Annotated in this window: 32 protein-coding genes; 14 read left to right on the plus strand and 18 right to left on the minus strand. The window is 66.4% G+C overall.

The features are described from left to right. The first annotated feature begins 25 nt into the window (after positions 1–25). The 3 genes from LC060_RS10010 (at position 26) to LC060_RS10020 (ending at position 2,983) form a co-directional block, all read left to right on the plus strand. Complete coding sequence (locus tag LC060_RS10010; protein WP_226635112.1) at positions 26–736, plus strand: GcrA family cell cycle regulator; 711 nt, start codon at positions 26–28, stop codon at positions 734–736. Positions 737–845: 109 nt separating this feature from the next. Next, the gene (locus tag LC060_RS10015; protein ID WP_226635113.1) at positions 846–1,598 is read left to right on the plus strand and encodes a peptidylprolyl isomerase; all 753 of its coding nucleotides are present in this window, start codon (positions 846–848) and stop codon (positions 1,596–1,598) included. Between the two features lie 179 nt (positions 1,599–1,777). Beyond that, complete coding sequence (locus LC060_RS10020) at positions 1,778–2,983, plus strand: sensor domain-containing diguanylate cyclase (RefSeq protein WP_226635115.1); 1,206 nt, start codon at positions 1,778–1,780, stop codon at positions 2,981–2,983. Here the strand turns inward: LC060_RS10020 and LC060_RS10025 are convergent. Next, positions 2,980–3,672, minus strand: a complete 693-nt coding sequence (locus LC060_RS10025) for a site-2 protease family protein (protein ID WP_226635117.1) — start codon at positions 3,670–3,672, stop codon at positions 2,980–2,982. The genes LC060_RS10020 and LC060_RS10025 overlap by 4 nt on opposite strands. 63 nt (positions 3,673–3,735) lie before the next feature. After that, positions 3,736–4,326, minus strand: coding sequence for a thymidine kinase (locus LC060_RS10030; protein WP_226635125.1), 591 nt, complete (start codon positions 4,324–4,326; stop codon positions 3,736–3,738). Positions 4,327–4,482: 156 nt separating this feature from the next. On the opposite strand from LC060_RS10030, the gene LC060_RS10035 reads away from it, so the two are divergent. Continuing rightward, entirely contained in the window at positions 4,483–6,123 is a 1,641-nt protein-coding gene (locus LC060_RS10035; RefSeq protein ID WP_226635127.1) for a DUF1963 domain-containing protein, read from the plus strand. Positions 6,124–6,211: 88 nt separating this feature from the next. On the opposite strand, the gene rbfA is transcribed toward LC060_RS10035, so the two are convergent. From rbfA to pspF, 12 genes are all read right to left on the minus strand, one after another. Continuing rightward, complete coding sequence (rbfA, locus tag LC060_RS10040; protein ID WP_226635128.1) at positions 6,212–6,628, minus strand: 30S ribosome-binding factor RbfA; 417 nt, start codon at positions 6,626–6,628, stop codon at positions 6,212–6,214. 147 nt (positions 6,629–6,775) lie between these two features. Next, positions 6,776–6,937, minus strand: coding sequence for a YqaE/Pmp3 family membrane protein (locus LC060_RS10045; RefSeq protein WP_226635131.1), 162 nt, complete (start codon positions 6,935–6,937; stop codon positions 6,776–6,778). Between the two features lie 80 nt (positions 6,938–7,017). After that, positions 7,018–7,551 carry a DUF1697 domain-containing protein gene (locus LC060_RS10050; RefSeq protein ID WP_226635133.1) on the minus strand — a complete coding sequence of 178 codons (534 nt, stop codon included), beginning with the start codon at positions 7,549–7,551 and terminating at the stop codon, positions 7,018–7,020. Between the two features lie 230 nt (positions 7,552–7,781). Further along, positions 7,782–10,646, minus strand: coding sequence for a translation initiation factor IF-2 (gene infB, locus LC060_RS10055; protein ID WP_226635135.1), 2,865 nt, complete (start codon positions 10,644–10,646; stop codon positions 7,782–7,784). Between the two features lie 24 nt (positions 10,647–10,670). Beyond that, positions 10,671–11,450: a DUF448 domain-containing protein gene (locus LC060_RS10060; protein ID WP_226635138.1), complete on the minus strand. Its 780-nt coding sequence runs from the start codon at positions 11,448–11,450 to the stop codon at positions 10,671–10,673. Beyond that, positions 11,431–13,113 carry a transcription termination factor NusA gene (gene nusA / locus LC060_RS10065; RefSeq protein ID WP_226635140.1) on the minus strand — a complete coding sequence of 561 codons (1,683 nt, stop codon included), beginning with the start codon at positions 13,111–13,113 and terminating at the stop codon, positions 11,431–11,433. Before nusA ends, LC060_RS10060 begins: the two co-directional genes overlap by 20 nt. A gap of 3 nt (positions 13,114–13,116) precedes the next feature. Continuing rightward, a complete protein-coding gene (rimP, locus tag LC060_RS10070; RefSeq protein WP_226635142.1) occupies positions 13,117–13,689 on the minus strand; it encodes a ribosome maturation protein RimP in 573 nt (190 codons plus the stop codon). Between the two features lie 401 nt (positions 13,690–14,090). Then, positions 14,091–14,486, minus strand: coding sequence for a JAB domain-containing protein (locus tag LC060_RS10075; protein ID WP_226635144.1), 396 nt, complete (start codon positions 14,484–14,486; stop codon positions 14,091–14,093). Between the two features lie 14 nt (positions 14,487–14,500). Continuing rightward, a complete protein-coding gene (locus LC060_RS10080; protein WP_162528440.1) occupies positions 14,501–14,977 on the minus strand; it encodes a hypothetical protein in 477 nt (158 codons plus the stop codon). 20 nt (positions 14,978–14,997) lie between these two features. Beyond that, positions 14,998–15,351, minus strand: a complete 354-nt coding sequence (locus tag LC060_RS10085) for a hypothetical protein (RefSeq protein ID WP_226635145.1) — start codon at positions 15,349–15,351, stop codon at positions 14,998–15,000. Positions 15,352–15,463: 112 nt separating this feature from the next. After that, positions 15,464–16,000 carry a sigma factor-like helix-turn-helix DNA-binding protein gene (locus LC060_RS10090; protein WP_226635146.1) on the minus strand — a complete coding sequence of 179 codons (537 nt, stop codon included), beginning with the start codon at positions 15,998–16,000 and terminating at the stop codon, positions 15,464–15,466. Between the two features lie 208 nt (positions 16,001–16,208). Then, the gene (pspF, locus tag LC060_RS10095; RefSeq protein WP_226635148.1) at positions 16,209–17,270 is read right to left on the minus strand and encodes a phage shock protein operon transcriptional activator; all 1,062 of its coding nucleotides are present in this window, start codon (positions 17,268–17,270) and stop codon (positions 16,209–16,211) included. A 167-nt stretch (positions 17,271–17,437) separates the two neighbouring features. Here pspF and LC060_RS10100 point away from each other — a divergent pair, with 167 nt between their 5' ends. From LC060_RS10100 to LC060_RS10135, 8 genes are all read left to right on the plus strand, one after another. Beyond that, positions 17,438–17,644 carry a hypothetical protein gene (locus tag LC060_RS10100; protein ID WP_226635150.1) on the plus strand — a complete coding sequence of 69 codons (207 nt, stop codon included), beginning with the start codon at positions 17,438–17,440 and terminating at the stop codon, positions 17,642–17,644. After that, a complete protein-coding gene (pspA, locus tag LC060_RS10105) occupies positions 17,641–18,495 on the plus strand; it encodes a phage shock protein PspA (RefSeq protein WP_226635152.1) in 855 nt (284 codons plus the stop codon). Before LC060_RS10100 ends, pspA begins: the two co-directional genes overlap by 4 nt. Before the next feature lie 154 nt (positions 18,496–18,649). Continuing rightward, complete coding sequence (locus LC060_RS10110; protein WP_226635154.1) at positions 18,650–19,036, plus strand: PspC domain-containing protein; 387 nt, start codon at positions 18,650–18,652, stop codon at positions 19,034–19,036. A 43-nt stretch (positions 19,037–19,079) separates the two neighbouring features. Continuing rightward, complete coding sequence (locus LC060_RS10115; RefSeq protein ID WP_226635156.1) at positions 19,080–19,370, plus strand: hypothetical protein; 291 nt, start codon at positions 19,080–19,082, stop codon at positions 19,368–19,370. A gap of 13 nt (positions 19,371–19,383) precedes the next feature. After that, positions 19,384–19,734, plus strand: coding sequence for a hypothetical protein (locus tag LC060_RS10120; RefSeq protein ID WP_226635158.1), 351 nt, complete (start codon positions 19,384–19,386; stop codon positions 19,732–19,734). 32 nt (positions 19,735–19,766) lie between these two features. Next, positions 19,767–20,126, plus strand: coding sequence for a hypothetical protein (locus LC060_RS10125; protein WP_226635160.1), 360 nt, complete (start codon positions 19,767–19,769; stop codon positions 20,124–20,126). Beyond that, a complete protein-coding gene (locus LC060_RS10130) occupies positions 20,123–20,404 on the plus strand; it encodes a hypothetical protein (protein WP_226635161.1) in 282 nt (93 codons plus the stop codon). The genes LC060_RS10125 and LC060_RS10130 overlap by 4 nt, the downstream gene beginning before the upstream one ends. A 12-nt stretch (positions 20,405–20,416) precedes the next feature. After that, positions 20,417–20,668: a hypothetical protein gene (locus tag LC060_RS10135; RefSeq protein WP_039390519.1), complete on the plus strand. Its 252-nt coding sequence runs from the start codon at positions 20,417–20,419 to the stop codon at positions 20,666–20,668. Positions 20,669–20,891: 223 nt separating this feature from the next. Here LC060_RS10135 and LC060_RS10140 read toward each other — a convergent pair whose 3' ends face one another. Beyond that, positions 20,892–22,970 carry an NAD(+) synthase gene (locus tag LC060_RS10140; protein WP_226635163.1) on the minus strand — a complete coding sequence of 693 codons (2,079 nt, stop codon included), beginning with the start codon at positions 22,968–22,970 and terminating at the stop codon, positions 20,892–20,894. 313 nt (positions 22,971–23,283) lie between these two features. Between LC060_RS10140 and LC060_RS10145 the strand changes: the two genes are divergently transcribed. After that, positions 23,284–23,700 carry a SufE family protein gene (locus LC060_RS10145; protein WP_039390515.1) on the plus strand — a complete coding sequence of 139 codons (417 nt, stop codon included), beginning with the start codon at positions 23,284–23,286 and terminating at the stop codon, positions 23,698–23,700. Between the two features lie 31 nt (positions 23,701–23,731). Next, positions 23,732–24,091 carry a YbaN family protein gene (locus LC060_RS10150; protein WP_226635165.1) on the plus strand — a complete coding sequence of 120 codons (360 nt, stop codon included), beginning with the start codon at positions 23,732–23,734 and terminating at the stop codon, positions 24,089–24,091. A gap of 4 nt (positions 24,092–24,095) precedes the next feature. Here LC060_RS10150 and LC060_RS10155 read toward each other — a convergent pair whose 3' ends face one another. The 3 genes from LC060_RS10155 to LC060_RS10165 form a co-directional block, all read right to left on the minus strand. Beyond that, a complete protein-coding gene (locus tag LC060_RS10155; RefSeq protein ID WP_226635167.1) occupies positions 24,096–24,665 on the minus strand; it encodes a DUF924 family protein in 570 nt (189 codons plus the stop codon). A gap of 8 nt (positions 24,666–24,673) precedes the next feature. Continuing rightward, entirely contained in the window at positions 24,674–25,633 is a 960-nt protein-coding gene (locus LC060_RS10160; RefSeq protein WP_226635169.1) for a formate/nitrite transporter family protein, read from the minus strand. 79 nt (positions 25,634–25,712) lie between these two features. After that, positions 25,713–26,231: a sterol desaturase family protein gene (locus tag LC060_RS10165; RefSeq protein WP_226635171.1), complete on the minus strand. Its 519-nt coding sequence runs from the start codon at positions 26,229–26,231 to the stop codon at positions 25,713–25,715. Between the last annotated feature and the right edge of the window lie 67 nt (positions 26,232–26,298).

Here is a 26,298-nt window from a genome sequence, read left to right on the forward strand (position 1 = left end):
TTGTCCTGTGAGGAACGGAACAGGAATGAGCTGGACGGACGAGCGCATCGAGAAGCTGACCAAGATGTGGGAAAGCGGGTCCACCGCCAGTCAGATCGCGGAAGAACTCGGGGGCGTCAGCCGCAATGCGGTCATCGGCAAGGCCCACCGCCTGGGTCTGAAGGCGCGCCCTTCCCCGGTGAAGGCCAACGAGAAGCCCGCCCGCGCGCCCGCGCCCAAGAAGGCGAAACCGGCGAGCGAGGCACCGCCTGCGCCAGCCGCGGCCCCGGCCGCGCCCAGCGAAGCGCGTCCCGCGCCTGCGGCTCCGCCGCGCGCACCGGCCGCCGCGCGTCCGCAGGCCCCTGCCCCCGCGCCCGAGCCGGAAACCGAAGAGGCGTCCGACACGCCCGCTTCGGACAAGCCGCGAATCGTCTCGGTCGGCCCCGGCGGCTTCCTGCGCCAGGGTCCCGGCGACCAGCAGCCGCCGATCCCGCCGGCCCCGCCGCGCCGCCTCGTGCCCGCCAAGCCGAGCCCCGAGATCGCAGACAAGACCAGCCTGCTCGACCTTAACGACCGCATCTGCCGCTGGCCGATGGGGCACCCGGGCGAGCCGGACTTCCACTTCTGCGGCGACAAGGTCAATCCGGGCTTCCCGTATTGCGTCGAGCATTGCGGCCGGGCCTACCAGGCGCAGCTGCCGCGCGGTTCGCGCCGTCCCCCGCCGCCGCTGCCCTTCGGCGGTCCGCGCGTGCGCTGAGGCACGCGCCCGCCACTTCTGAAAAATTCCGGATCCGGCCCCATGCTCCCGAGCGTCGGGCCGGGCCCGAAACCCAGCCAGCGAGATCACTGCCACCGGGAGTTCGACCATGGGCCGCCTGACCTTCTGCGCCAGCCTTGCCGCCGCATTGGCCCTCGTGCCGGCGGGCCTTGCCGCCCAGGAAACCGCTCCTGCGCCCAGCGCGGCGCCCCCTGCGGACGAAGCCCCGGCCGAGCCCGCGCCGGAACCGGCAGAATACGCCTACGTCGCGCTCAAGACCGCGAAGGGCACGATCACCCTCGCGCTCGACACCACCCATGCCCCCAAGACCTCGGCGAACTTTCTCAAGTACGTCGATGCGAAGAACCTCGATGGCGCGCTGTTCTACCGCGCCATGCACCTGCCTTACGGGGAGGGTGAGGATCAGGGCCTGCTCCAGGGCGGCGTGCGCAACGCCGCCAAGCTCTTCGACCCCGTCGCGCATGAGAGCACCAACGAAACCGGCATCAAGCACACTACGGGCACGATCTCGATGGCCCGCTTCGCGCCCGGCACGGCCACGGCCGACTTCATGATCATGCTTTCGGACATGCCCGCCCTTGACGCCGAGGAGGGCAACAGCGGCGAGGACCCGGGCGCAGGCTTCGCCGCGTTCGGCCACGTCGCTGCGGGTATGGACGTGGTCAAGGCGATCTGGTCGCAGCCGCGTTCGGCCACCAAGGGCGAAGGCGTCATGAAGGGCGATATCCTCGAGAACGAGGTGCCCATCCTGAGCGCCCGGCGCACCTCCGCCCCGCCCAAGGCGCCCGAGACACCCCAATCTCCCCCCACCGAAGCGGAAACGCCCACTCCGACCAGCTAACCTGCGCCCGCACGGGACACAGCGCCGCAACCACCGCCGCCACCAACGCAGGGGAAATCCCTGCACCCGCGCGCAACTGAGGCGAAACCGTGCCGGGCTAGTCTGCCCTCTCCCCGGAGGCGATCCCGCAAAGGCCCGCCAATGGACTGGAGCAACGCAGCTATCGGTCAGCCTCGCCCATGAACGCGCACGATCCCGGCACCTCCCGAAGCCCCGGCTGGGCCCGCTGGCTTGGCCTCGGCGCTGCGCGCGAAGAGGAACCTCCTCCCCCACCCGCGCAGACCACGGACACACCGCCGGGACCTGCGGAAAGTCCTGCCGACAAGCGTCGGCGCCATGTCCTGGAGGACATCACCCGCTTTCTCATGGGGCACGGATTGCCGGTCAGCCCCCACACGCTCACCATCGCGCACGATGTCGTGACCGGCGCCAACCCCGCGCTGGTGCGCCTGGTCGGAGAACATGTCGCGAGCGGAGCGCCGCTCACCGTCGAATGGCTCGAGGAGACGGTGCGCTGCGACGAGGAGGAAAGCGGCGCACGCCAGATCCACGCCCTCGTCCGCAAGCTGGAGGGCGCCATTGCCCAGTTCGGATGTACCGCCACCGCCGCGCGCTCGGCCACCACCAGCTATAACGAGACCCTGGCCGAGCAGGTCGATGCTCTGGGCGGCATCGCGCCGTGCCAGGAGGCCAGCAGCGCCATCGAGGCACTCACCAGCGTTGCGCGCGAGATGCTGCGCCGCACGCGCGACATGGAGCGCGAGATATCCCGCTCCGAGCGCGAAACAGAAGCTCTCCAGCGCAGCCTCGAAGATGCCCGGCGCGAGGCCGAGATCGACCACCTCACCGGCCTTCCCAACCGCCGCGCCTTCGAGGCCGTGTTCGAGGACGAACTGGCCCAGGCGCAAGCCAAGAACGAGCCGCTGTGCGTTGCCTTCTGTGACATCGACCGCTTCAAGCGCGTCAACGACACCCACGGCCACGAGGCCGGGGACCGCGTGCTGCGCACCGTCGCCCAGGCGCTGGCCGAACTGTCCAATGACAAGTGCCATGTCGCACGTCATGGCGGCGAGGAATTCGTGGTGCTTCTGCGTGGATCGAACCTCGCCACGGCGTGTACGATCCTCGACGAGACGCGCGAGACGATCGCCTCCCGCCGTCTCGTCAACCGCGCCACCAACACGCCCTTCGGACGCATCAGCTTCTCAGCCGGGGTCGCCGACGTCCACGCCTACCCCAACCGCAAGAGCGCCCTGCGCGCGGCCGACGAGGCGCTATTCCGCGCCAAGCTGGCGGGACGCAACCGGGTGATTGCTGCAGGACAGGACGACTGGAACGGCTTTCGCGTCATTCCTCCCGATCCCGCCTCCGGGACCGCGGCCTAGCCGGTCAGCCCCGCCACCGCCTGCGCGAGCGTGAAGAACTGCTCCATCACCCACAGGAAGGGCGGGACGACCACCCGCTCGACGATGTTCCAGTCGGGAAAGACATAGGGCACGCCCAGCAGGAGCAGGAACATCAGCCCCAGGCCGAAGGGCCGCGCCCGGGCGTAGACGCGCGCGGCGGCCGGGGGCAGCAAGCCCTCAACGATGTGCGAGCCATCGAAGGGCGGCACCGGCAGCAGATTGAAGAGCGCGAGGAAGACGTTGAACTGGATGAAGAGCGACAGGCTGAGCGCGGCGAATTCGCTCACGCCGCCACCCTCTTCGGGCAGGAATCGGGCCAGAAGGCCGAACAGCACCGCCGAAAGCGCGGCCAGCACCAGATTGCTCCCCGGCCCTGCCGCAGCCACCAGCATCATGTCGCGGCGCGGATGGTTCAGCTGGCGCTTGTTCACGGGAACCGGCCGCGCCCACCCGAACACCGGCGCGTGGACCAGCGCCAGGAAACCGGGAACCAGCAGGGTCCCCACCGGATCGACATGGCGCAGCGGGTTCAGCGTCAGGCGCCCGGCCGCGTGCGCCGTGGGATCACCGAGCAGGCGCGCCACGGCGCCGTGCGAGACTTCGTGAAAGACGATGGCAAGGATCAGTGGCAGAGGGATCGCCGCCATCTGCAAGGCCGTAAGTTCCATATTACCGTCCCTACCCTCGGCCCCATGGCCGGGCGCTGAACGCCCGCCCGAAAGCGCGCGTAATCAGTGCCCCAAGGCCTCGCTGAAGTGCTTGCGGCACAAGGCCACGTAGCGCTCGTTGCCGCCGATCTCGGTCTGCGCGCCTTCGCTCACCGCGCCGCCGGTGGCATCGACCCGCAGGTTCATCGAGGCCTTGCGCCCGCAATGGCATACCCCCTTGAGCTCCACCAGGGTATCCGCGATGCCCAGGAGCACCGCCGAGCCCGGAAAGAGCGCGCCCTGAAAATCGGTGCGCAGGCCATAGCACAGCACCGGAATATTGGCCTTGTCGGCCAGGTGCGCGCATTGCCAGACCTGCTCCGCTGTCAGGAACTGCGCTTCGTCGATGAGGATGCAGGACAGCGGTTCGGCCGCATGCGCGGCGCTCACCCGCGCATAGAGGTCGGTCTCGGGCGCAAAGCGGTGCGCGCTGGCATGAAGGCCGATCCGGCTCTCGATCGCGTGGGCATCGTCGAGCCCGCCCGAGCGGCTATCGAGCGCGGCGGTCCAGAGCATCGTGCGCATGCCGCGTTCGTTGTAGTTGAAGTTCGCCTGGAGCAGGGTCGCCGACTTCCCGGCGTTCATGCTGGCGTAGTAAAAGTAGAGCTTGGCCATCGCTGCTGGGGATAACAGGGCCCACGCCGCTGTCTACGGGCTTGCCCTGCGTTCTCCCCGGCAGGAAGGATCAACGCCAAGTTGCACCGGGCGCGCGCGTCCGCACGGCGGCCTGCGCGGCCGTTGACAGAGCACAGCACGGCAGTGGAGCACGCCATGAAACGAATGATCGCCGCCTTCGTCCTGATGGGACTGGCGATAGCGGTCGCGATCTACATCGCGATGGCCCCGGTCGCCTCGCCGACGGCGGATGGCGCGCTCAACGGCTTCCTCGCCGGGCTCGATGGCCTGGTCGACGGCATCGAGGCCGCAGTGGGGCGCAGCACCGGCGCCCTCATCGCGATCGGGATTGGCCTGGCGCTCTCGCTTGTCCTGGCGCTGGTCCCCACCCGCACGCGCTACGCGGAGGAGGGCGAGCCCTTCTTCAGCCCGTCCGACGAACTCGATCTCGACCATTACCCCCAGGCCCCCGGCGCGCAGGACCTGATCGAGGACGAACACGACGAAGTCGAGCCTGCCCAAGCGCCCGCGCCCGCTCCCCGGCCAGAGCCCGCCCCCGAGATCACGCGCGAAGTACAGCCTGCACCGGTCCCCGCCGAGCCCGTACCGGCAGAGCCCCTGCCTGCGCAGCCCACGCCCGCTCCCTTCACCGCCACCCCGCTCACCCTGGTGCGCAAGGTGCGTGAACCGGGCCGCGACTGGTTCGGCGACAGCAGCTGGTTCGGCGGCCTCCCGCGCCTTGGCGATACGCCCTGGCCGCGCGACCTTTCCGGCATCGCCCTGCCCTTCCTCGCCCAGATCGACCTGGCCGACATCGCCGCCTGTAGCCCGGAAGGCTCGCTGCCCGGCACTGGCTCGCTGGCGGTGTTCCTCGGCGACGGCGGCCTCGTGCCCCTGGCCGCAGACGTCACCGCCGACTTCACCGATCCCCCGCAGGACCTGCCGCCCGCCTTCGAGGAAGGTGCAGCCATGCCCTTCCCGCAGCACACCTCGCGCCTCACCCGCTGGCTCTTTCCCTACTGGCCCATCGAAGTCCACGCCGGAAACGCCATCGGCACCGCGCTCGAACGTGACCATCCCTTCTACGCGGTGGGCGTGGGCGAGCCGGTCGAGACGCTGTGGTGGCATTCGGTCCAGCATTTCGCCGACCGCCTGCGCGAAGGTCTTGAACAGGCCGATGCGCCGATCGCGGCGCACCGCGCGAACCTGCTTCAGGCCCGCGAGGAACTGAAGCGGATCGAGAACGATCCCGACACCGACCCCTACGAGCTGGAAGACGCGCGCGAGGACATCGAAGGTCTGGAAGCCGACCTCGCACGGATCGAGGAGCAACGCGGCTCGCTGCCCGACATGCTGGCCGCCCTCGAAAGCTTCACCGAGGGCCGCGCCCCCTGGGGTGTGCTGAGCGAGCAGGAACTCGAGATCGTGCGCGACCTTCTGCCCGAAGCGCACGAGCGCTATGGCGAACTGATCGGCCAGAGCATTCCCGGCTCGCTCGGCGAAATGGCGACCGTCTCGCTGCGCGCGGCGATTTCAGGCCCCCCCGAAGCGGTCGCGGCGATTCCCGAAGCCATGCTCGCGCGCCTCAACGCCGAGTACCGCCTCCCCGCCGAAGGCACGCACCGCCTGTTCGTGCCTGCCGAGGACAGCGACGAGATCGTACTCGTCGACCTCGCCTGGGATGACATGATCGAATGGTGCTGGCCCGAGGAAGCCCGCTTCCAGATCCGCATCGCGCCCGAGGACGCCGCGCAGGGCAAGTGGGAGCGTGCCCGCGCACTGTTCGTGCCCAGCTGATAGGTTCAGGCATTCCAGCCCCACATACGAAAAGAGGCCCGGACACAGCGTCCGGGCCTCTTTTCGTATGTGCAAGGCGATGGCGCGATCAGTCGTCGTCGCCGTCCTTTTCCTCGTCATCAAGGTCGCGCTGGACGCGCGGGTCGTTGAGAAGCGCGTCGATCCGGCTGGCTTCGTCGAAGGTCTCGTCGGCGCGGAAACGGATCTTGGCCGCAAACCTGAGCTTGAGACGCTGGGCCACTTCCTTCTGGAAATAGGCCGTGTTCGTGCGCAGCGCCTTGAGCACCGCCTCTTCGTCCTCGCCGAGCAGGGGCTTCACGTAGACGGTCGCCTGCCGGAGGTCCGGGGTCATGCGCACTTCGGTGACCGAGACCGAATGACCGCTCAGCGTGGCGTCATGCACCTGCTGGCGGGTGAGGATCTCGGAAATGACGTGGCGCACCTGCTCGCCCACCTTGAGCAGGCGGACCGAGTGCTGTTCGGGAGTGAATTGCTGTCGAGCCATGGTTGTCCTCCATGTGGGCCGAACACGGCATTTTGCAACAATTGATTGCGCCAGATCGTCGCAGAGCCCGGGAAAAGACGGTTTGGCCGTTCATCGCTGTCCCGACATCCCCGGCAATGGGGGCATCACGCCCACCCGCGAGGGGCCTCAACGCATGTAGTTGACGTAGATGCCGTGCAGCAAGCCGGGCAGGAACAGGATGATCGTCAGGATCAGGTTGAGCAGGAAAGTTTTGCCCAGCCCATGCTTCAGGGCGACGCCGAGTGGGGGCAAGAGAACGGTCGCGACCAGGGTTATCAGTGACATCATCGGGGTATCTCCTTTGCAGGGACAACCCGGCATCCGGCGACTCGTTCCGCAGCTGCGAAACCGGCCCCGGATGGTTTTCATCACATCTTGGCGAGAATGCGCCCCAGCGAGCGCGCGTTGCGCGCGGTCGTGCGGCAGCCCAGGCGCCGCTCGATGAAGGCCGGGGTCAGGCGGCTGCGGCCCACGCCGTCCACGTAATCGACGAAAAGGCAGCGTTCGCCGAGCGCGAACTTCTCCTCGCCCCGGCCCTTGTAGGCGGCCAGAAGCGCCTCGAAGTTCTCCTGCGGGGGCTGGGACTGCAGGAAATGGGTGTGGACCTGTGCGTCCTCGCCAAAGCCCACGAAGGGGTTCTCCTCCAGCGCCGCGCGCACCTCGTCCTTGGTGCGGATCGCAACGAAGCTGTCGATGTCGAAGCGCTCGGCCATGATGAAGGCGAACAGTTCCTCCAGGCCTTCGGTCGGACGGTCCTCGTAGTCGAACAGGACGTTGCCGCTGGCGATGACGGTCTCGACGTTGTCGATCTCCTCGCGCCGCAGCGCGTGGCGCAGTTCCTCCATCGTCAGGCGATTGCCGCCTACGTTGAGCGAACTGAAGAAGGCGCAGTAGCGGGGCATCAGCGAAGAACTCCGAACAGGGCCACGCCGCCCAGACAGGCCAGCGCGGAAAAACACCCGCAGCCTAGCCGTTCCAGCCCCTAGGAGACAGCTGCATCGGCAAGTCCGCCAGCTAGTTTTCCCCCAATCCTCCTTTTGCCGCGCCCCAAACGGCGACGGCCCGCGCCGGACGTGGTGTCCGACGCGGGCCGCGGCTGTCTGTGTCGCTTGCGCGAAACGGGCAAGGCCTATCAGCCCAGCGTACGCTCGCGATGGCTGACCTCGAAGACTTCGAGCTGGTCACCCGCTCGAATGTCGTTCGTATCGGCCAGGACCACACCGCACTCGAGGCCGGTGCGCACTTCGTCCACGTCGTCCTTGAAGCGACGCAGCGAGGCGATGGTCGTTGCCGAAACGATGACGTCGTTGCGGGTAAGACGGGCGTGGAGACCCTTGCGGATCGCGCCCTCGACAACGAGGAGACCCGCCGCCTTGTCCTTCTTGCCCGCCGGGAAGACCTGCTTGACCTCGGCGCGGCCGACGACGGTTTCGATCTTCTCGGGGCCCCAGATGCCGGCCATCTGCTTGGCGACTTCCTCGGTGAGCTCGTAGATGACGTCGTAGTACATCATCGCGGTCTTGCTCTTCTCGATCTGCTCGCGCGCCTTGGCGTTCGGGCGGACGTTGAAGCCGATGATCGGAGCGCCCGAAGCGGACGCCAGCGAGACGTCGGTCTCGGTGATGGCGCCCACGCCCGAGTGCAGGATGCGCACCTTGATCTCGTCGTTCGAGAGATTGTGGAGCGCAGCTGCAATCGCTTCCACCGAGCCCTGCACGTCGGCCTTGATGACGACGGGGTACTCGATGACGTCCTGCTTGGCCTTGAGCGCAGAGAACATCGTGTCGAGCGAGGCAGGCGCGGTGGCAGTGCGCTTGGCGGTCGCCTGCTCCTGGCGCCACGAGGAGACCTCGCGGGCACGCTGTTCGCTCTCGACCACGGTCAGCACGTCGCCGGCCATCGGCACGCCGCCAAGCCCCAGCACCTCGATCGGCATCGAGGGGCCAGCTTCCTTGACCTGCTTGCCCTTGTCATCGTTCATGGCGCGCACACGGCCGCTCTCGGTGCCGACGACGAAGATGTCGCCGCGCTTGAGCGTACCGCGGTTGACGAGAACCGTGGCGACCGGCCCCTTGCCCTTGTCGAGCTTGGCTTCGATCACGGTGCCCACCGCGTTGCGGTCCGGGTTGGCCTTGAGTTCCATGAACTCGGCCTGGAGCAGCAGCTTCTCGATCAGTTCATCGAGGCCCTTGCCAGTCTTGGCCGAGACTTCGACGTCCTGCACATCGCCCGACATGGCCTCGACGATGACCTCGTGCTCAAGCAGACGCTCGCGCACCTTCTGGGCATTCGCCTCTTCCTTGTCGCACTTGTTGATCGCGACGATCATGGGAACGCCCGCGGCCTTGGTGTGATTGATGGCCTCGATCGTCTGCGGCATGATGCCGTCGTCCGCCGCCACGACCAGGATGACGATGTCGGTGACGTTGGCACCGCGCATACGCATCTGGGTGAAGGCCGCGTGACCCGGCGTGTCGAGGAAGGTGATCTTGTCCCCGCCCTTCGTCTTGATCTGGTAGGCGCCCATGTGCTGCGTGATGCCGCCAGCTTCGCCGCGCACCACATCGGTGCCGCGAAGGGCATCGAGCAGCGAGGTCTTGCCGTGGTCGACGTGGCCCATGATGGTCACGACCGGCGCACGCGGCTTCAGCGTCTCGGGTGCATCGACGTCGCTGTCAACGTTGATGTCCACGTCGCTCGAGGAGACACGCTCGATGTTGTGGCCGAATTCCTCGACCAGCAGCTCGGCGGTGTCCTGGTCGATCGTCTGGTTGACGGTGACCATCATGCCCATGTTGAACAGCGCCTTCACAAGGTCAGCGCCCTTCTCGGCCATGCGGTTGGCGAGTTCCTGAACGGTGATCGCCTCGGGCACGATGACATCGCGTACCTGCTTCTCGCGCGGCTGCGAACGGCCCGAGAACTGCGCACGGCGCTCCTTCTCACGCGCACGCTTGAGCGCGGCGAGCGAACGTGCACGTGCACCCTCGTCGTCGTTCAGCGCACGGTTGACGGTGAGCTTGCCCGACTGGCGACGGTCGTTCTTGCGTTCAGCGCCGCGTGCAGGCGCGCCGCCCTTCTTGGCGGCCGCCGGCTTGGCACCGCCAGCAGCACCGGCCCCATCGGGCTTGCGCGCGGGTTCGGGACGCTTGACCGGGGTGAAGCGGCGCGGACCGGGCGCGGCAGCGCCGTTGCCCGATGCCGGCGTTGCGGCGGCGGGCTTGCTGTCCTGCGCAGGCGCAGCCTTGGCAGCCGCCTCGGCTTCGGCCTTGGCCTGTGCTTCGGCTTCCGCCTTGGCCTTGGCGTCGGCAGCGGCCTTCACCGCGGCTTCTTCCTCGGCGCGGCGGTTGTCTTCGGCGCGGCGCTTTTCTTCCTCGATCGCCTGAAGCTTGGCTTCTTCCTCACGGCGACGGTTTTCCTCGGCCATGCGCAGGCGATCTTCCTCGGCCTCGCGCTGGAGACGCTTCACGCGCTCCTGCGGCGTTTCACCGGGAGGGCCCTTGCGCGGCGGCGCGGGCTTGCGCGGGCGGGGCGCCGGAGCGGCCTTGGGTGCAGGCGCCGCCTTTGCAGCAGGTGCCGGAGCGGGCTTGGGGGCCGGAGCGCTCTTTGCCTCAGGTTCCGGAGCAGCCTTCGCCTCGGGTGCCGGAGCCGCTTCCGCCTTGGGAGCGGGCGCAGGCGCCGGGGCCGGAGCTTCAGCCTTGGCTTCGGGGGCCGGGGCCGGAGTGGGTGCCGGAGCAGGGGTCGGGGTCGGCGCAGGCGCCGGGGCCTCGGCCTTGGGCTCGGGAGCCTTCGCTTCGGGGGCCTTGGTCTCGGCCGCCTTGCTTTCGCTCGCGGTGTCCGCGCCCGGCTTGCCAATCACCTTGCGACGCTTGACTTCCACCACGACCTTGTTGGTGCGGCCGTGGCTGAAGGTCTGCTTGACCTCACCGGCTTCCACGGAACGCTTCAGCCCAAGCGGCTTGCGGCCCAGGGTCGGTTTGTTATCGGTCTCGCTCATAATTCTCGTTTTGCCCTTCAAATCTCAATCTGCGTGTGCCCGACCCATGTCGGGTGTCGTCGTGGGCACAGCGTCTTGGGCCTGCCCCTTGCCATCTATTTCTGCGCCAACGTCTGGTGTCGGCGCCCCGTCATCGGGCCCGTCATCAGGTGGGTCCTGCCCCTGGAATTGCAGGAGGCGCGTCAGCAGCGAATCGACCCTCTGGGCCGCGCCGCGATCATTCAGCGCCAGGTGCACGACATTGTCGCGGCCCAATGCCACAGACAGTGTGGTGCGGTCCAGTGGCAAGCGCGTGCCCTTCAGGCCCGAGCCTTCGGCATCGCGGCCGACACGCCAGGCCTGGTCCAGTTTACGCGATCCATCCTCGCGGGCGTCGGCGGCATGGGCCAGCCAGGCCACCTTGCCCTCACGCGCGTTCTGCGCGATCCGGTCCGATCCCATGAGGAGGCGCCCGGACTTCAATTCCAGTCCCAGGCGTTCGGTCAGGGCTTTCTCGAGCCCCTGCGCGATGCGCGCGCCAAGGTCCTCGGGGATCGACAGGGGCGCGCCCTTGTAGGCACGCGCCATCGCTCCCTTTAGTTTGCCCTTCGCGAGTGCATTTTCAAGGGTGTCGCGCGAAACGCCGATCCACGCCCCGCGCCCGGGGGCACGTGCGTGGATATCGGGAAGGACCAAGCCGTCCGGCGAGATCGCCAGACGGATGAAGTCCTCGCGCGCACCTTTCCGGCCGGAGAGGATGCAGGTCCTCTCCGTCCCGGTGCTATCGATGTCGGAGCTTACGCGCTCATTGCGAGGATTCCGCATCGGCGGCCTCCTCGGTTTCGGGCGCAGCGGCCGTGTCGGCCGTGTCCGCTTCGGCTTCGGTCGTGGCGTCGGCTTCCACCGGCTCCTCGTCCTCGAACCAGTGCGCACGCGCAGCCATGATGATCTCGTTGCCCTGCTCTTCGGTCAGGCCATACTCGCCGAGCACGCCGCCCTTGTCCTCGTCGCGGGCGCGGCGGTTCACCGAACCGTCGCGGCGACGCTGCTCGGTGCGCTTCTTGGCGATGAGCTCGTCGGTGGCAAGGTCCGCCAGATCGTCGAGCGTCTTGATGCCGCCCTTGCCGAGCACGACCAGCATGCCTTCGGTGAGGTGCGGGAGTTCGGCCAGGCCGTCCTCGACGCCAAGCGCACGGCGCTCCTCGCGGTAGGCGTCCTCGCGGCGCTCGAGTGCCTCGTGGGCACGGTTCTGGAGCTCTTCGGCGAGTTCCTCGTCGAGGCCCTCGATCGAGGCGAGTTCGCTCATGTCGATGTAGGCGACTTCCTCCAGCTCGGTGAAGCCTTCGGCCACCAGCAGCTGCGAAAGCGTCTCGTCGAGATCCAGTTCGTTCTCGAACATGGTCGAGCGCTCGGTGAATTCCTTCTGGCGCTTCTCCGAGGATTCGGCCTCGGTCATGATGTCGATCTGCGAGCCGGTGAGCTGCGAGGCGAGGCGCACGTTCTGGCCGCGGCGGCCAATGGCGAGCGAAAGCTGGTCATCGGGCACGACGACCTCGATGCGGCTTTCTTCCTCGTCGATGACGACGCGGCTGACAGTCGCGGGCTGGAGCGCGTTGACGACGAAGGTCGCGGTGTCCTCGCTCCAGGGAATGATGTCGATCTTCTCGCCCTGCATTTCCTGGACGACCGCCTGAACGCGGCTGCCCTTCATGCCGACGCAGGCGCCCACGGGGTCGATCGAGTGGTCGTGGCTGATCACGCCGATCTTGGCGCGCGAACCCGGGTCACGGGCCGCAGCCTTGATCTCGATGATGCCGTCGTAGATCTCGGGGACTTCCTGCGCGAAGAGCTTCTTCATGAAGTCCGGGTGGGCGCGCGAAAGGAAGATCTGGGGACCGCGGTTCTGGCGCTCGACGCGCAGGACCAGGGCACGCACGCGCTCGCCGACACGGGCGGCTTCGCGCGGGATCTGCTGGTCGCGGCGGATCACGCCTTCGGCGCGGCCCAGGTTCACGATCACGTGGCCGAATTCGACGGACTTGATGACGCCCGTGATGATTTCACCCGCGCGGTCCTTGAATTCCTCGTACTGGCGGTCGCGCTCGGCGTCGCGCACCTTCTGGAAGATGACCTGCTTGGCCGACTGCGCATCGATACGGCCGAGATCGACAGGGGGCAGCGGATCGACGATGAAGTCGCCCAGCTTGGCTTCCTTGTCGAGCTTCTGCGCCTGCTTGAGGTCGACCTGCTTGAAGTAGTCGTCGACTTCCTCGACCACCTCGACGACACGCCACAGGCGCAGGTCGCCGGTGCGCGGATCGAGCTTGGCGCGGATGTCATTCTCGGCGCCGTAGCGGTTGCGCGCCGACTTCTGGATGGCTTCCTCCATCGCCTCGATGACGATCGCCTTGTCGATCATCTTCTCGGAGGCAACGGCATTCGCGATCGCGAGCAGCTCGGCGCGGTTGGCGGAAATCGCACTGGCCATGGCTTAGTCTTCCTGTTCCTCAAGAATGTCGTCCGCACCGTCGGTGTCGAGCGGGCGGGTGGCTGCGATCAGGCGGTCGGTAAGGACAAGCCTGGCGGAATGGATGTCACCGAGCGGGAAGGAAACCCGGCCCGACTTCTTGTCCTCGATGGTCACGACTTCGGCGCCCGCCTCACCCTCGATGCCGACGAGATCGCCGTTCAGGGCCTTGCGGTTGCCATCGACCGGCACCGTCAGGTTGATGCGCGCCTCGTGACCGGCCCACTTGGCGTAGTCCTTGGGGCGCGTCAGCGGACGGTCGATGCCCGGCGAACTGACCTCGAGGCGGTAGGCCTCCTCGATCAGCACGTCGCCCGCCTCTTCGAGCGCGTCCATGCGGTCCGAGATGCGGTGCGAGAGCTCCACACAATCGTCCAGCACGAGCTGCCCGGTCTCGGGACGCTCGGCCATGATCTGCAGCGCAATCTCGTCGTCGCCGACCTCGCTCTTGCCGAACAGGCGCACGCGCACGAGCTCGAAGCCGAGGGCGGTGACCTCCGGTTCGATGACTTCGGTAAGGCGTGCAAGATCGGCCAAGCGGAACTCCAGCTACAGAATAGAGCGATTCGCCCTGAGGCGAGTCGCGAGATAAAACGCATCGGGAAACGCGGTTTCGCGCCGGCCCCTGTCCGGCGCCAGCCCGATCCATGTTTCACCAATGTCGGGATGAGCCTGCAGATAGGCTCTTTCACGCAAAGATGCAAGGGCCACGTTCGGGCCAAGGCAGGGCCTGCACCGCCAGGCTCCGGGCATACGTGCCCCATGCGCCGGACAAAAAGGGCGGCGAGACGCCCCGAAGGCCTCCCGCCGCCACGAAGCGAGACGGACCCGAACCGACCAAAGCCGATCCAAATGGGCCTGTCATCACTCCCCCATGTGCTCCACGCAGGTGCTGTGCGTCTGAAGTGCAGTCCCTGCGCGAAGATCGCGAAATTCCATTACGCCGCGCAGCGGCGGCGCTCGATACGTCCTCCCAGCAGGCCACAGGCCCGCATGCTCGTCACCTGTCGGCCTCCGACCACCAGGTGATCGGCAAATTCCAGTTCAAGTGCGCGGCCCAGCGCCTGAAGGCCATGAGTCGCGCGAATATCGGCGGCGCTCGGGCGCGGATCACCCGAGGGGTGGTTGTGCGCGAGAAGGAAGCCCGCAGCCCCCAATCGCAGCGCCGGCGCTATCAACGGGCGGTAGCGGCCATGAACGGCATTCACATCCTCGCCCCCCAGAAACACGTGGCCAAGCGCATGGCCCTGGGTATCGAGATAGGCGATCAGCAGGACCTCACGCGCCAGCGGGCCCATCAGGTCGGCGAGGAGCGGCGGGAAATCCCGGCTCAACACCCGCACCTGGGCTAGCTGGTCGGCCAGCTCTGCCAGGCGATGTCCGTCCCCTCGCGGCGCACACGGCGCATGTGGCACAAGGTGCCGATCAGGAGCGCGATCATGACCACGAAGGTCGGACCATCGCGCATCAGCGCGTAGACAATCGCGGGAATGTCGAGGTCCGCCCAGCGGGCGAAGTGCGCGCTCAGGCTCAGCAATTGCAACGCGGCTGCCCATAACGGCCAGACCCTCCTTGCATTGAGCGCGATGATGCCAAAGCCCAGCATGCCGACGACGTCGGTCAGGAAGGCCACGGGATCGACCGCGTAATACTGGCTGGGAAGAACGAATTCTCCGACCGACTGGAGCGCCCACATGGCCAGTATGACCATGCCGCCCCAGCGTTCCGGCTCGCCCCCCTTCCAGGCCGCCAGTCCGGGACTGACGACCAGAAGCAGGAAGAAAGCAGGCAGGAAGATGCCCGAGAGCATCGCAGGTTCCCCCATTACAGCCGCACCCGTGGGTGTCAGGCGGCGCGCTCCACGGCGGCGTCGCCTTCCATATCCTCACCCGCGGTGCTGGCAAGGCTCCCCTCTTCAGGGCACCCGGCTACCGGAATACCCATGGTTTCTGCAAGCTGCGAGAGGTCGCCGTGGGCGCGCAGCAGTTCGCCGCGGGCGGCCATCAGGTTCTTCTGCATGGCGGCAATGCGCATCATCGGGCGCTGACCGGCGTGCGCAGCTTCGGCGGTGGCGACACGGGCGCGGGCCATTTCGGCCATGAGATCGCCCGAGCGGGCAAGCAGTTCGTCCATGGCATCCTCAAGCGAGGTCACCGAACGGCCGATACGCAGGCTGGCAACTTCAGGGGTCATGGTCATGTCGTCGTCTCCGGTCCTATGCCGGGGCCACACGAGAAGGCAGGGCCGCGGCGCGAGCGGCCGACCTGAAATGAGGTCGACCAGGGTCTGGCGAAGACCCCGGCACGAACTTTCAGATAAGGCGCTCCAACGCGTCGGCTACTGCCAGCGAGGTGGCCAGCGTCATCGCCATGACCATCGCAAGAACGAGGATCGCGGCAACGCGGCCAATACGCCCGAACTTCTGGTCCAGGGTCTCCAGGCCCACCGGAGCGGTCACGACAGGCTCGCGCTCTTCCTCCAGCCACTCGGGAAACCCCATCATGGGGCGGGCATCGGAGAGAACGAACTGCGGCGTATCCGGCAGGTCCTGAAGCAGACTTTCAACGTCTGCCCCCGGTTCGTCGACACGCGAAAAATCACATGTGGTTTTTCCACATAGGTCGCACAGACGGGCGTAGAAACGCGCGGTTTCCTTACGGTTGGAGGTCCCCCACTTGTCGCGCACCCCGGCAATGCGCTGGTCGACCGTGTTGGGCGCGATGCCCAGCTCGCGCGCGATCTCCTTGGTCGTGCGGTGCAGGACCAGCAGATCGAGCACCTCGCGCTGCTTTGCGGTCAGGCCGTCCAGCAGCGCCCGGGCGCGGTGTTCATCCATCTCAACAGGCATGGCTCACGTTACAATCGCTCATCTTCGGGGCATGGACTGTAGCAAAATCGCCACGGGACCGAAATTCCCCACGTGTCCGATTTTGCAACAGGTCCATCAATAAGAACAGCCAGCCCTGCCCGATCATCGTCAAAACGGCTATCCCTATCGACAAAGCGCGCGGATTCGCCCCCTGTTCCGATCCACCCCGGCCCACAACCGCTCCGCGCTAGGCACCCGGGGCCAGCGCATGGCGCTTCATCGCGTGGCGCAGCTGGTCGTAGCTGAGCCCCAGCGCCTTGGCCGTGCGCCGCTGGTTCCACCGATTCGCCTCGAGCCCCCGGCACAGCAGATCGCACTCGAACGCATCGACAGCGGCGCGCAGATCGCCCGGGAGCGGACCGGAGGCGGGCTCCCTTTCCTCGGCGCTCCGGGCCACCGCGCCTGAAGTTGCAGCCAGCACCTGCGAAGAAGATGTGGGCGCGGACTGCCCTGCCTCGGACGCGTCCTCCACCCGCCATGGGCTACCGAAGGGGTCGAAGACGACCTGCCCGATCGGCTCCTCCGGGATATCCCAGCGGTAGACCGCCCGCTCGACCACGTTGCGCAGTTCGCGCACATTGCCCGGCCAGGCGTAGGCCTCCAGTTCGTCCAGCGCCGGGCGGGCAAAGCCGGGCCACCCCTCCCAGGCCAGTTCGGCCGCCATGCGCCGCCCATAGTAATCCGCCAGTTCGAAGACATCGCCTTCGCGCGCGCGCAAGGGCGGAAGCGTGATCACCTCGAAACTCAGCCGGTCGAGCAGGTCGGAACGGAACGCCCCCTCGCGCGCCATGCGCGGCAGGTCCGCGTTGGTCGCCGCAACGATGCGCACGTCAACCGTGATCGGACGCGAGGCGCCGATGCGCGCCACCTCGCCATATTCGATCGCGCGCAGGAGACGCTCCTGCGCGGCCATCGAGAGATTGCCCAGTTCATCGAGGAACAGCGTGCCCCCGTCCGCCTCTTCGAAGCGCCCTGCCCGCGCACGCGTCGCGCCGGTGAAAGCGCCCGCCTCATGGCCGAAGAGCTCGGCCTCGATGAGAGTTTCGGGCAGCGCCGCGCAGTTGAGCGTAACCAGCGGTTCACCCCAACGCGGCGAAAGGCGATGCAGGCGCTGGGCGATCAGCTCCTTGCCCGTACCGCGCTCACCAATGACGAGCACGGGACGGGTGATCGGGGCGGCGCGACTGGTGCGCTCCACCGCATCGAGAAAGGCGACCGACTGGCCAACGAACTGAACGTCACGATCCATTGCGAATATTTGGCGCATTTTACCATTATTTGGCAACACGTAAGATGTGGTTCATCGGCCAGACAGTTAGCAAAGCCTGCAATTCAGCCATTTTTCGCATTTGGCACGCCTCCTGCAATGTCTTGGGCAACACGCCGAAAGGCACACTGCAACAGGGATTTTTCGCCATGCCGCTGCGTACCGCCAGCTCCGACCAGACCGGTTCCGACCTCGCCGCCCGCCAGCCGCGTGCGACCCTTGCCCGCACCAAGCTCGACTGGGCGATCATTGCCAGCCTGCTGGCGATGGGCGCCCTCAACCTGATGGCGATGGCCGACCAGCTCGCCCCGGCCAAGGCCTACGCCGCCCCCATTTGCGGAGTACCCCTCGCATGAGCCGCCTCGACACCGAAATCGAAATCCTTCACGCCTCCAGCGATGCGTGCGATGATCGCGGACAACGCCAGGGCGGTCGCACCTGGCACGCCGCCAACGACAGCCACGCCTCGTTCACCACCTCCACCCGCCGCCCGAGCCACAACAAAGGAATAGCCAGCATGGGTATCTTCTCGCGCACCCGCGACATCATCGCCGCCAACTTCAACGACATGCTCGACAAGGCGGAAGACCCGGCCAAGATGATCCGCCTGATCATCCTGGAAATGGAAGAGACCCTCGTCGAGGTGCGCACCAGCTCGGCCCGCACGATTGCCGACCAGAAGGAACTGCGCCGCCACGCCGACAAGCTCGACGCGCTCCAGGCCGACTGGGCCGACAAGGCGCAGCTGGCGCTCAGCAAGAACCGCGAGGACCTTGCCCGCGCCGCCCTCCTCGAAAAGAAGAAGGCCTCGGACATGGCCGAGCAGCTGCGCTCCGAAATCGCGGTGCTCGACGATTCGCTCAGCGCCTACGAGCAGGACATCGAGAAGCTGCAAAGCCGCCTGCGCGAAGCCCGCAGCCGCCAGAGCGCGATTGCCGCGCGCCTCAAGAGCGCGGAGAACCGCGTGAAGCTGCGCACCCTGCTCGCCAGCGAGCGCGTCGACGAGGCACTGGCCCGCTTCGACCAGCTCGAACGCCGGGTCGACTACGCCGAAGGCCGCGCCGAGGCGATGAACATCGGCGACGACAGCCGCCAGCCGACGCTCGCCGATGAAATTGCCGCGCTCGCCGATGGCGACTCGATCGAGGCCGAATTGGCGCAGATGAAGAAGACGATGGGCCAGAGCTCGGACACCACCGGGCAGTAATCCAAGGCCACGAGGCCGCGCGGCAGACACCCGGATCGCCGCCCGGCCCGTCATCAAGGCCCCGGAGCCATCTGTGGCAAGGGGACATGGTCCGGGGGCGCGGGAGACACGAAAATCTCCCGCAAGGGACAACCCAAGGAAAGGGATCAGCACAGTGTCACGTGGACATTTCTATCTCGACAAGTCGAACGCCAAGCTTGCAGGCGTTTGCGCGGGCATCGCCGACTTCACCGATGTCGATGCGCTCTGGATCCGGCTCGGTGCCGTGCTCCTGCTGCTCTTCGGCTTCCCCATCGTCATCGCGATCTACATCGCGGTCGCGCTCATCGCCGACAAGCGCCCGCTGTCCGACTACAGCGCGCACGAGGAAGAGCGCCTGCTGCGCCGCATGGAACGCCGCCGCGCAAAGAAGGCCGGGATCGGCCGCGGCGAACGCCTGCGCGGCGAGCTGAGCGACATCGACCGGCGCGTCGCCGACATGGAAGCGCACTATTCCAGCAGCAACTCGCGCCTCGCAGCCGAGATCGAGAGCCTGCGCTAAGGCGCATCACTTCCACCGGGCATCAAACAGGGACACGATCATCATGGACACCAGCTCACTCGCGCTTCTCATTCCCCTTGCACCGTTTCTGGTCGGCGCCCTCGTCGTCTGGACCAAGCACCAGCGCAAGATGGCCGAGATCCAGGTCGAGGCGACCGCGGAAAAGGCCGCCCAGTACGCCTCGAACGCGCGCGAATTGGAAGAACGCGTCCGTGTCCTCGAACGCATCGTGACCGATGGCAGCTACGACACCGCGCTCCAGATCGAAGCCCTGCGCGACCAGCGCGAGGCCGACGCCCAGCGCGCGCCCGCCCCGACCAAGCGCGTGAACTGAGGGGAGAGCGACCATGAACTGGGGAAGCCCCGAATTTATCCTGAGCATCATCGCCCTGTCCACCGGCGGATGGCTCTTCAACAATTGGCTGCGTATGCGCCACGGCTACCCGCTCGAAAATTCGGGGGGCAAGAGCATCTACCCCAAGGCCAAGAAAGCGGATCGCAACGCCGCGCGCCAGCAGGAGGAAGCCCATGCCAAACTTCTCGAACGCGTCGCGTACCTCGAAAAGCGCACCGCCGCGCTTGAAACCATCGTCACCGACAGCGGCTACGACGTCGCCCGCCAGATCGAGGCGCTGAGCGCGCTCGACACCGCCCACAGCCCGGCCGCAACGCCCGCCCCTGCTCCTCGCGTACGCTGAAACCAGCCGCCCTTCCCCGAAAGGACACTGCCATGGCTCTCGATATCGCCACCATCGAAATGCTCAGCCCGGTCATCATCGTGGGCACCGCCGTCGCCACCGCAGGCTGGATTTTCAACAACTGGCTGCGCATGCGCCACGGCTATCCGCTCGAGAATTCCTGGGGCAAGAGCATCTACCCCAAGACTGACGGCGAGGCGCAGGCTCGCGTCCAGTTGCTCACCCAGGAGAACGCGGAACTGCGCGCCGAGATGAGCGCGGTCAAGGACCGCCTCGCCGCAGTCGAGAGCATCGTCACCGACAAGGGCTATGACGTGGCGCGCCAGATCGAATCGCTGCGCGAAGCCCGCGATCTCGCCCGCGCGGACGTACCTGTGGAGACGCGCCAGTGAATCTGGGTGACCTTCTCACCGTCACCATCGTCATGGGAACGGTGGTGCTGCTCTTCGCAACGCTCGCCAGCGCCTACAAACGCTACCTTGCCTACCTGGAACGCAAGCTGGAACTGGCCGCGAACACGCACGCCCTCAAGGCCCGGGAAAGCGACCTCGAAGAGCGCCTGCGCCACCTCGAAAACCTTGCCTTGCCCGGCAGCGGCGCGCAGGATAGCCAACACCAGCTGACCCACCCGACCGAGGAGCAGGCCACGCCCCTCCTCGCCCATACATAAGGTATCACGACAATGAGTTTCTGGACGGCCGTGGTGGTCATGTTCGTCATCGGCTGCATTACCTGGCTGCGCGCCAAGAAGCTGCACCTGCCCTCCGAACGCTCGGACCATGGCCGCACCATCGGCCGGCGCGATCCCCACGAACAGGAACTCGAGGACGAGATCGCCCAGCTGCGCGAACGTATCAATGTCCTTGAACGCATCGCCACCGACGAACGCCGGGGCAAGGATCTTGCGAAAGAGATCGAGAGTTTAAGGGATTGAATAAGTCCGAGGGCCATCGCCCTCGGGCTCCCATAACTGTCTGGGGCAGTTCACGCGGCCACGTGGCGTAGGAATGGTGAGGTCGGGAACAAGATGTTGGGGGCGAAGCCCCCTTTTTTTTTATCCTGTGGCTTCGTCCTTCAACGCAGCAATCCCTGCAAAAGCTAACCTCACCGATTCCGGGAGCCCGAGGGCAATGGCCCTCGGAACCTCCCTTTTCCTCTTACCCTTCCAAAGGCACCTTCGCATCCAGCTCCGCCAGCCACACCTCGGCGCGGGCATCCGATGGCGCGCGCCAGTCGCCGCGCGGGCTGAGCGCTCCGCCCGAGGAGACCTTGGGTCCGTTGGGAATCGCCGAGCGCTTGAACTGGCTGAAGGCGAAGAAGCGGCGCAGGAACTTCTCCAGCCACGCGCGGATCACCGGCAGGTCATAGGCCACGCGCCGGTCGGCGGGATAGCCATCGGGCCATTGGCCCTGCGCGGCGTTGTGCCAGGCGTGCCAGGCAAGAAACGCGACCTTGGAGGGCGTCTGGCCGTAGCGCATGATGTGGTGGAGGAAGAAGTCGTTGAGGGCGTAGGGCCCGATCTTCTCCTCGGTGCTCTGGATCGCGCCGTCCGCGCCGGCGGGCACGAGTTCGGGCGAGATTTCGGTGTCGAGGATAGCGTGGAGGATCGCCCCGGCCTCGGCCGCGAAATCCTCTCCGTCCGCGCACCAGCGGATGAGATACTGGATCAGCGTCTTGGGCACGCCCGCGTTGACCGCGTAGTGGCTCATCTGATCGCCCACGCCGTAGGTACACCAGCCCAGCGCCAGTTCGGACAAGTCCCCGGTGCCGATCACGAAGCCGCTGTGCTGGCTGGCAAGGCGGAAGAGGTAGTCGGTGCGAAGGCCCGCCTGGACGTTCTCGAAGGTGACGTCGTAGACCGGTTCGCCGTCGGCGAAGGCGTGGCCAATGTCCTCCAGCATGCGCGTTGCGGCTGGGCGGATATCGATTTCCTCGGCCGTGATGCCCAGCGCATCCATCAGCTTCCAGGCGTTCGACTTCGTCCCCTCGCTCGTCGCGAAGCCGGGCATGGTGTAACCCCGGATAAAGGTGCGCGGCAGGCCCAGGCGGTCGCAGGCGCGCGCGGCGACGATCAGCGCGTGGGTCGAATCGAGCCCGCCCGAAATGCCGATCACCATCGACTTGGAACCGGTCGATTCCAGGCGCCGCATCAGGCCATCGACCTGGATGTTGAACGCCTCGTAACAATCCGCGTCGAGCTTTTCCGGGCGGTTGGGCACGAAGGGAAAACGGCGGATCGGGCGCTGAAGACCGATATCGCCGCGCACCGGCGCGTGGCGGAAGGGGACGGTGCGAAACGTCTGCGCGGGCGATCCGGCAAGTTCGGCCGCGTCGGCAAAGGTCGGCAGGCGCAGCCGGTCGCCGACGATGCGCTCGCAGTCGATATCCGCGATGCACAACTGCGGCTCGAGCGCAAAACGCTCGGACTGCGCGAGGCACTCGCCCAGTTCGTAAACGATACCCTGCCCGTCCCAGGCCAAGTCGGTCGTGCTCTCGCCATGCCCCGCCGCGCAATAGACATAGGCCGCAGAGGTGCGCGCGGACTGCGCCTTGCACAGCGCGTGGCGTTCGTCCGACTTGCCGATGGTGATGTTGGAGGCAGACAAGTTACACAGGATCGTCGCCCCGGCGAGCGCGCCCAGCGTGCTGGGAGGCGTAGGCGCCCAGACATCTTCACAGATCTCGACGAAGAAGCGGAAATCCTTGAGCACTTCGGACGCAAAGACGAGGTCGACACCGAACGGCACGTTTTGTCCGGCCACCGTGATCGACTGCCCGCGCACGGCCTTGCCGCTTGCGAACCAGCGCTTCTCGTAGAACTCGCGGTAGTTGGGAAGGAAGGACTTGGGCACCACGCCCAGGAGCTTGCCGTGCGCGATCACCACCGCGCAGTTGTAGAGGCTGGAGCCGTGGACCAGCGCGGCGCCCACCAGCAGCACCGGCGAAAGCGAGGCGCTGGCCGCGACAAGCTCGGCGAGTGCGGCATCCACCGCCGCGATCAGCGCGCCCTGCAGGTGCAGATCGTCGATGGCGTAGGCCGACAGACACAGCTCGGGAAAGACGAGAAGATCGACATGCGCCTCATGCGCGCGCCGCGCTTCAGCCAGGATCGCATCGCGGTTGAAGGCGACATCGGCAGGCCGCACGTGCGGGGTCGAGGTCGCGACGCGCACGAAACCATGCTCGTGCAGCGAGAAGAAGGGATGGCTGCGGTCGGCGGCGGCAGAAGCGTTCATGGCCTTTTCCCTGACAGGAACCGCGCGCAGGTGCAATTGGCGTGATGCGTGAGGGCGAAAAACAGGAGGAAGCAGGAAGATAATTCCGAGGGCCATCGCCCTCGGGCTCCCCAAAACGGGCGGCCTCACCTTTCTCAGCCAGGGTGGCGCGCGGAAGGTGAGGTCGCCCGTTTTGGGGTCAAGGGGTGATGACCCCTTGAATCAGTCCCTCCTCTTCTTTGACTGTCTCTTTATTTCGATTGCACCTCCTTCGGGCCGCCCCGCTGGTCCAAGCCCCCTTGCCCTGTGGCGACAGGGCCCTAAATGACGTTGCATGCGCAGCCTTGATGACATCCGCGAAGAGTATGAATTCCTTGAGGGCGATGAACGCTATCGCCTGCTGATCGAGTTGGGCCGCGAACTCGACCCAATGCCTGACGCGCTCAAGACCGACGCGACCAAGGTGCGCGGGTGTTCAGCCTCGGTCTGGGTCTACCCCACCGAAGCGGAAGGCGGCACGCTTCATTTTCTGGCGGACAGCAACGCGGCGATCACCAAGGGCATTGTGGCGCTGGTCATTGCAGGCGTGCAGGACAAGCCCGCCGCTGAAGTCGCCGAGACCGACATCGTCGCCGCGCTCGAGCCCTTCGACCTCAGGAACCAGCTCTCCTCGAACCGCACGCAAGGCGTTCCCAACATGATCGCGCTGATCCGGGAAACTGCGGCGCGCTACGCGGACCCGCAGTCTTGACCCATCCTTCCTCCGACCGGGGCGCGCAAGCTTGAAGAAGGTCAAGCGCTCGGTCTGGATGCTTGGCGGCGTGCTGTTCGTGGCGCTGGGCACCATCGGCATCTTCCTGCCGGTCATGCCCACGGTCGTGTTCTACATCGCCGCCGCCTGGTGCTTTTCCAAGAGCCACCCGGAATGGGCGGAGCGGCTCTACAACCACCCCAAGCACGGCCCCCATCTCGTCGCCTGGCGCGACCGGCGGGCAATCAGCCGAAAGGGCAAGGTCTCGGCCATTCTCGCGATGAGCGCGAGCATCCCCTTCACCTGGTTTGTCGTGGGTTTCCCGCTCGCCTTCATCCCGGTGGGCGTGCTCGCCGTGCTGGGCCCGTGGATCTGGACCCGGCCCGAGTAGCCTCTCAGGGTCCCTGACGCGTCTTCAGGAAGTCCTCTTCCTCGTGCGTCGATCGGCGCTGCAGGGCCGCGTTGCGATAGGGAAAGCGGCCATAGGCGGCAATATCGGCCTCGTGCGAACGCGCGAAGGCGAGAAGCTCCCCGGCAAAGCGATTCAAGTCTTCAAAGCATGCCACGCTTCGGGCCTGAAGCACTGTGTCTTCGGCGTGCATGAGCGGCATGTAGAAGAAGTGGCGGTGGGCAAACCCGAGCTGCGCGTCCACCCCTGCCTCCAGCCCCTCCAGCACGAGCTCCTGCGCCCGGCGATCTGCGGCAAAGGCCTGCGCGGTGTCGCGGTGAATGTGGCGCGAGAACTGGTCCAGCACGATCACCAGCGCCAGACGCCCAAGAGGGGTCTCGGCCCAGCCATCACAGGCGCCTTCCAGCGCCTGCGCATGGACCGCACCAAAGCGCGCGCGCACCTTTTCATCGAGCTGCGCACCGCCCCCGAACCAGTCGCCGGGGGTCAGTTCGCGAAACCAGAAGTCGAGAACGCGGGTCGCCCCGGCGTCGAGCGGAGGTGTGCGCGGCGTCATGTGCGTCCTCAGATCTCGGCGTGGATCTGGCCGTAGGAGAGCATCGCGAAAAGTCCGGTGCCCCCGATCACGTTGCCCGCGAAAGTGGGCAGGAGATAGCCGGTAAAGGCCGCCTCGATGGACTTCTGCCCGTCGATCACGAGCATGAACATCTCGGTCGATCCCGCGATGACGTGGGTAAAGCCGCCCGCCGCGATCAGCGCTGTAAAGACCATGATGACCCACAGCTCGAAACCCTTGGAACTGGGCAGCATCCACACCAGCCCCGCGATGAAGAAGCCTGCCGGAATGCCCTTTACCAGCGCGGTCCAGCCTTGCGACTGCGCCGCGTGTTTCGAGACCTCGAGCATGGCGGTCACATGGCTGCTCGCCTCGGCATCGCCTCCGTCGGACATCACCATCACGAAGAAGGCGGTGAGGAAGGTGCCGATGAAATTGGCAGTCAGGACAATGGTCCAGAGCCGGGCGGAGAGGCCCAGCTTGCCCCAGCTTGGCTCGGAGAGCATCGGCAGGACCACGCTCAGCGTGTTCTCGGTGAAAAGCTGGAGGCGTGAGAGGATGACCAGGATGAAGCCTACCGAATAGCCCAGGCTCGAGACGACCCAGCGATTGGGGCTGCCTTCCAGCGCCTCGTAGAGAAGCGCCTGGGCGAAGACAGAGGTCGAGATGCCGATCCCGGCGGCGATGCCCGACCACCACAGGGAGGAGGTCGGACGGCGTAGTTCCTCCTCACCCTCGCTGCGGATGATCGAAAAGACGGTGAGTGCGGACAGGCGGCTGTGCGCGGACACACGGCGGCGTTCGCGGCGGGTCAGGGTGGAATTGCCGCTTTCGATTTCACGCTCGACGTTCTCACGCTCGGCCTTCTGTTCGGCGCGGCGCAGTTCCTCTTCGCGTTCTTCCTCGGTTTGCTCCGCCTCGGCAGGACCGGAAGAGGTCCCTGCACCGGAGCCGGCGGTATCGATCACGTTCGGATGTCTCCTGAAAGATCTGGAACGCCTCTAACGCGCCAGATCGTGGCAGGTTGCCGTTTGTGTGACCTTCTGCTCAGTCCTCCACCGCCTCGCGCACCACCGCGATGCCCCGGCGGCGCTGCTCCTTGAGCTCCTGCTTGAGCCGGACAGGGTCGCGCGCAACGACGAAACCGAAGCTGACCCCACCCTCCTTGCCAATGGTCGCATGGTGCAGCTTGTGCGCCTGGACCAGGCGCTTGGCATAGCCGCGCTTGGGCACCCAGCGGAAATAGCGCTGGTGAACAAGGCCATCGTGAATCAGCGTATAGATGATCCCATACACGAGGATCCCCAGACCGATCCACGTTCCCGGCCACCAGGCGTGTTGGCCCATGACGAGCGGCGAGCCAACCGCGAACATCGAGATGCTCATGGCCGCCCCCACCAGCGCATATAGGTCGTTCTTTTCCAGAAGCTTGTCGTGGGGCTCGTGGTGGTCGCGGTGCCAGCCCCAGCCAAAGCCGTGCATGATGTACTTGTGGCTCGACCAGGCGACCAGTTCCATGGCGGCGGCGCTGGCAAGAACGATGAGAATGGCGATAAGAACAGTCACCCCCTTCTCCTAGACCGATGCGGCGCGCGTGTCAGCGCCTGATCTCATCCCGTTCATCGCATCTTCG

Origin of the sequence: Novosphingobium profundi (assembly GCF_020524485.1) — a bacterium.
In the GTDB taxonomy this organism is placed as follows: domain Bacteria; phylum Pseudomonadota; class Alphaproteobacteria; order Sphingomonadales; family Sphingomonadaceae; genus Novosphingobium; species Novosphingobium profundi_A.